The organism is Pseudoalteromonas sp. TAB23 (assembly GCF_000498075.1).
GTDB lineage: Bacteria > Pseudomonadota > Gammaproteobacteria > Enterobacterales > Alteromonadaceae > Pseudoalteromonas > Pseudoalteromonas arctica.
In genome coordinates, this window is sequence record NZ_AUTP01000323.1 from 1 (window position 1) to 5214 (window position 5214).

Below are 5214 nucleotides of genomic sequence, written 5' to 3' on the forward strand. Positions count from 1 at the left end.
GCCATAATCTAAACCAACTAAACCACCGCCTTGAGTAGTGTCGGGCGTTATTACATTAATAACACCATGCACAGCATTTGAGCCATAAAGTGCAGAGCCAGGGCCTTTTAATACTTCAATACGCTGCGCCATTTCGCTGTGCGCCTCAAATAGCTCGTTTATATTACAAAACCCAGCGGCTCTCAGTGGTATGCCATCCTCCAAAGTTAATATGCCACCACAAGCGCCTGCGCCCGAAAGCACTTGTGAGCGAAGCGCGGGTAAATACTCTTGGCCATTTCCGCGTTGAATATTAGCACCCGCTACACGTTGCAGAGCTTCTTCAATATGGGTAGGCGCTATGCTATTTAGCTGCGCTTGCGTTAGTGTACTTATTGATAAAGGGAGTGGTGTCGATAGCGCTTCAATACGTGATGCCGTAGTTGTTATGGTTTCTATTGCATCGTTGTTTTGATTATCGGCAAACGCAGTGTGGCTAAAGGGTAATAACAGCGGCAAAAAATAAGGTTTCATACATTCCTTGAAAGTAATCTATATTGCATTGCTTCTATAATATGCGGTTTTTATGTGCATTTAAACTTGTTGCGTTAAAGCGTACGTAGCCTATAAACCCGATACGTAATTGATAAAACAAAACAAGCCACAGCAGGAAACACCAAAGCCAGCACTAAGTAATGCTCAAATAAAACAAAACCGGTTATACCGCCTAGTAAAAAGCCTGCAATAATGAGTAAAAACATAACCCCTTTACGAGTATCAAATTGCTCACCTTTAAGAGCTTTACCTAGCATTAAACCAAGGTCAGTAAAAATACCGGTTAAATGTGTCGTACGTATAACAGCACCACTGTAATTAGTGGCTAGCGCATTTTGTAGCCCACACGCAGCAGACGTTAAAACAATGCCGTAAACGAATGTGTTTTTGAGTAAATAAGCACTCGCAAGTAGTAGTAATCCTTCAATAAAAAGCAAAGTGTCGTAATGACGACCAAGTTTTAATGAGCCACCAGAGAGTAAAAATCCCGACAGTGCCGAACCCAACATAAAGCTAATAATTATTGAAAGTAGCAATAAGGCAGTGCTGGGGTTAGTTATTACTTTAATACCAAGTAAAGTAACAGAGCCAGATACATGCGAAATAGCCTGGTGCTCAAATCCTAATAAGCCTACAGCGTTTACTACGCCCGCTATAAATGCGAGCGTAAACGCGCCATATTCAACCCACTTTGGTAGTTTTGTAAACATTGGTTATCTCTTAACGTGTGCAGTGTTAATTATTGAGTTTGTGCTTTAAAACGTTTTATTTGCTCATCAACTAATTTTGTATCAATTACGCCACGCTTAAAAGCAATGTAAGTAGGAAGCGTAAACTCATTGAACTGCCTAGCGTATATATTTTTATATTCTTTTGAGTACCACAAACCCGCTTGATAGTTAGTTATTGCGTATTCAACACGTTTTTTTTCTAGTAGCTCAAAAGTGTCTTTAGTTGAAAGTGAACGAAGTAGATTATTCTCATCAAGGTTATACTTTTTAGCAATAACCTCAGGCAAAGCAACGCCGCGCAGCATCGCTATTGGGGTATTTGATAAATTGTTTGTGAGTAGCTTATCTTTGTTTAAAGTAAATAAGCCATACTTAGTAGTGTGCAAGGGCACGCTTGTAAAATCTAAATACTTTGCACGTTCCTCTGTATTGGCCAAAGAGAAATAGCAGTCGTAATAACCCAGCGCCATTTCTTTTTTAACGCGCGCCCATGGCAAGTGCACAACATCAATTTTAAGATTTAAATTACGCTCAATAAACGTTAAATATTCAATATCTAAACCCGTGAACGTATCGCTTTTCTCATCAAATATAGTAAAAGGCGGGTAGTGGGTTGTTACGCACCGCAGGGTTTTACTTGGCGCTGCAAGTAATAACGAAGGAAAAGTTAAAGCTAAAAACAGAAATATTGCGCGCATAAATATAAATTCGATATCTTTTAAAGTACATAACTTGAACGCCAATTATACAGTTACTGAGCTTAATTGCATTGATCTAAGTATTTTTACCTAGCGTATAAGTTAAATTTTGTGAGATATACTATGTTTAACGCAGAGCAGCAGTCACGCATTATCGAAATGGCGTGGGAAGATAGAACCCCCTACGAGGCTATAGAGCAGCTATACGGATTAAAGTATCCGCAGCTGGTGGTTTTTATGCGAGACAATGTTTCAAAAGGCAGTTTTAAAGTGTGGCGTAAGCGCCACGCTGGTCGTAAAACAAAACATTTAAAATTACGCGATCCCGCTATTATGCGAAGCCACTGTAAAACACAATATAAACAGCGTTAAATAAGTGTAAGTTGTTTCATATGATGTTCAGCCGTGTTTGTTAACCTTTAGCTATTAATTACGCTAGAGATTATTTATGAGAGCACTAACATACACAACACTAATAGCATTGGCTTTATGTTCAATAAGCGCAGACGCAAAACCGCATAAAGATAAACATGGTCATAAACACGGCCATAAAAAGCATCATTCACATAAGCATAATGACAATGACTACCTTTCTAAAAAAGAGGCTAAGCAGTTAATTCGCGCAGGTTGGACGCCACCAGGGCTAAGTAGAAGCTATCACCGAGGCGACTTTTTAGAGCGCGATTTATACAAACGAGGTAGAGTAATTGAACGCTCTAGAGATAATGGTACAGTGAGTATTGAAATAGACCGTACAGTTATTCATATGGTGCACGATACCCGAGAAATACTTTCAATTTTAAGTCGCTAAATTAACGTTATAAGGATATTAAAATGCTCATTGCGCTGGCTATAATTATTGGCTTTTTTTTACTGGTTACCTTATTACCTATGTCGTACAGCCAGCATTACTTAGTGCGTAGCTGCGACTTTGTGCGCTTACAGGTTTTTTATATTGCCAGTTTTGTCGCCGTTACTTCGTTGTTTTTATTATGGCAAAGTAGCGCAATGGGTTACGTATTTATAGCCTTAACCTCATTACTTATAATGATTTTACAAGGTAAATGGATTTACCCGTATACGTGGCTTGCTAAAAAAGAAGTGCAAAGCGCACCTAAGCATATAGATCATAGTATAAGGATTATGTCGGCAAATGTACTTATGTCGAACCATAAAAGTGAGCAGTTAATTAGCCTTGTTGATGAGCATCAACCCGACCTACTTATTACGCTTGAGAGCGATAGCTGGTGGGAAAATAAATTATCAGTCATTAAAAAAAATTACCCGTATTACATAGAATGCCCTAAAGACAATCGTTATGGCATGCACTTATACAGCAAGTTTAAAATACTCGATGCACAAATATGTGAGCTTATAGAAGAAGATATTCCTTCAATTCATATTCTGTTTGAAAACGATGAAGGCCTGCAAATGCAAGGGCACTTTATTCACCCCGCACCACCAAGCCCGACAGAGGAAGACTCATCGCGCCCGCGCGACTCANCCCAACACGGCCTACCATAGTTGCCGGAGATTTAAACGACGTAGCGTGGTCGCGCAGCACCCGTTTGTTTATGCAAATAAGTGGCTTTTTAGACCCTCGAAAAGGCCGTGGTTTTTATAATACCTTTCATGCAGGCTACTTTTTTATGCGTTGGCCGCTCGATCATTTATTTCACAGCGAAGGCTTTAAAGTAAAGCGTATTAAGCGCTTAGCTAAATATGGCTCAGATCACTTTGCGCTACTCACTGAGCTTTCTTACGAAAACGCTAATCAGCAATCATTAGAAACTAAATCGGCGCAGCACAAGCAAGAAGAAATTCAAGAGCTTGCTATGAGTAAGGCCGACAAGCGAAAAGTACCGAGGTTTGATTAGTAAACGTTAGATATAGCGGTATTTATATAAAGCATTGAGTTATTAATAGCTGAAGCCTGACTTGTGTTGAATTGTTACTGTGTTATTTGGTTTATACTTTATTTTTAATATATATACTTGTTTTCTTAGAAGTAAAGAGTGGTAAAGCTCTCAAAATAAGCGCTGGCAATTAACTTACTTTGTTTGTACTTTTTAGTCATTGAGAATAGCGTTAATACGTTCAAAACGTTGGATGTTCGATTATATGTTTGAGTTTTTTCGGCTTACTTTATTGGTTTTAGGTGCTATTCCTTTACTTGTATACCCATTTGCAGTTATCGCTAGTCTTATGGGCTTAGGAAGTAAGCCTAGTATTAATATTCCATTGTTTAATAGAATCATGAATAAATTTTTTCTATGGGGCGTTTTAATATATCCCATGGTGTTTTTTGGATGCTATTGGCTTAGCGATAATTTTGTAGAATATGACCTTATATTGGCTTCTCTGCCCATGTTTTTTTTACTATTACTCTGGGGCAGTTTTCGCTTTATGGATGCTCCAGTAAAATACGAAACGTAAAATGGGCACAAAGTTTATTGAAGTTGAAAAATATAAATCAGATAAACGAATTAACTCGATTATTATGCAATTTAGTTTATTCACTAAGCGTTCGATAGCTTTTCTAATACTAGGGCTTGAGAAAAAGCGCTTTGAGTACCTAGCTAAATATTACCTAATCATTCTCCATTCCTCATCAAACTTTCTCGTAAAATACCAAGAGCCAGCTATAAGTAACGCTAGTAAGCGAAAAATAGTAATTGATGTAACACATCATGTAGGTTGGTTAGGTTTAAATGCTAGACAGTCCTCTCATGCACTTTGAGGGTCCCGAAATCTAATACATCCTTATGAGCAAATGGCTAGTAAAATGTACCCTGATGCAGATACATGTGATATTTCTTGGCTAGTTGTTCAGGCCGCAGTAAATGATTTAGCTAGAGCATTGAAAAACGACTAAACACTTAGGTGATATAAGTGTCTACGATTAAATATAAAATTAGACCACGATATTTATTCCCCATTAAAGGCTATGTTTGCAGTCTTTGACTCCTCAGATTAAAAGCGCGATGTAAAATCGCACCTACGAATATATCCAAAACTCGGTACTATCTCTTACTAAAAACTAAGTATTGTCTCCTGAAAACTACTTTCTAAAAGTCATAAAAAAGCCTAAAAGTGGTTACCCACTTTTAGGCTTAGTAATTTTTGTGTTTTAAACACATATTAAGAATCTGTATTTAAAACACTTGTTTCATTTATGCAGCTAAATTAGCTATTGATCATAATGCTTTTAACATTAACAAATTCGCGCATACCAAAACCGCCGTGTTCTC

Annotated in this window: 7 protein-coding genes and 1 pseudogene; 5 read left to right on the forward strand and 3 right to left on the reverse strand. The window is 37.9% G+C overall.

What is annotated here, in order from left to right:
• The 3 genes from L654_RS0121080 to L654_RS0121090 form a co-directional block, all read right to left on the reverse strand.
• On the reverse strand, window positions 1–513 hold a 513-nt coding region (locus L654_RS0121080; RefSeq protein WP_029753738.1), incomplete at its 3' end, for a TonB-dependent receptor plug domain-containing protein.
• 74 nt (window positions 514–587) lie between these two features.
• The gene (locus tag L654_RS0121085; protein WP_024590264.1) at window positions 588–1244 is read right to left on the reverse strand and encodes a YoaK family protein; all 657 of its coding nucleotides are present in this window, start codon (window positions 1242–1244) and stop codon (window positions 588–590) included.
• A gap of 29 nt (window positions 1245–1273) precedes the next feature.
• On the reverse strand, window positions 1274–1963 hold the full coding sequence (locus L654_RS0121090; RefSeq protein WP_024608977.1) for a transporter substrate-binding domain-containing protein: 690 nt from the start codon (window positions 1961–1963) through the stop codon (window positions 1274–1276).
• A gap of 123 nt (window positions 1964–2086) precedes the next feature.
• Here L654_RS0121090 and L654_RS0121095 point away from each other — a divergent pair, with 123 nt between their 5' ends.
• The 5 genes and pseudogenes from L654_RS0121095 (at window position 2087) to L654_RS0121115 (ending at window position 4703) form a co-directional block, all read left to right on the forward strand.
• Window positions 2087–2335, forward strand: coding sequence for a TIGR03643 family protein (locus tag L654_RS0121095; RefSeq protein ID WP_007581511.1), 249 nt, complete (start codon window positions 2087–2089; stop codon window positions 2333–2335).
• Between the two features lie 76 nt (window positions 2336–2411).
• Entirely contained in the window at window positions 2412–2774 is a 363-nt protein-coding gene (locus L654_RS0121100) for a hypothetical protein (protein ID WP_024608978.1), read from the forward strand.
• 350 nt (window positions 2775–3124) lie between these two features.
• Window positions 3125–3840: pseudogene (locus tag L654_RS01000000126560) on the forward strand (endonuclease/exonuclease/phosphatase family protein).
• A gap of 244 nt (window positions 3841–4084) precedes the next feature.
• A complete protein-coding gene (locus L654_RS0121110) occupies window positions 4085–4399 on the forward strand; it encodes a hypothetical protein (RefSeq protein WP_024608979.1) in 315 nt (104 codons plus the stop codon).
• A 1-nt stretch (window position 4400) separates the two neighbouring features.
• Window positions 4401–4703 carry a hypothetical protein gene (locus L654_RS0121115; RefSeq protein ID WP_024608980.1) on the forward strand — a complete coding sequence of 101 codons (303 nt, stop codon included), beginning with the start codon at window positions 4401–4403 and terminating at the stop codon, window positions 4701–4703.
• The last annotated feature ends 511 nt before the right edge of the window (window positions 4704–5214 follow it).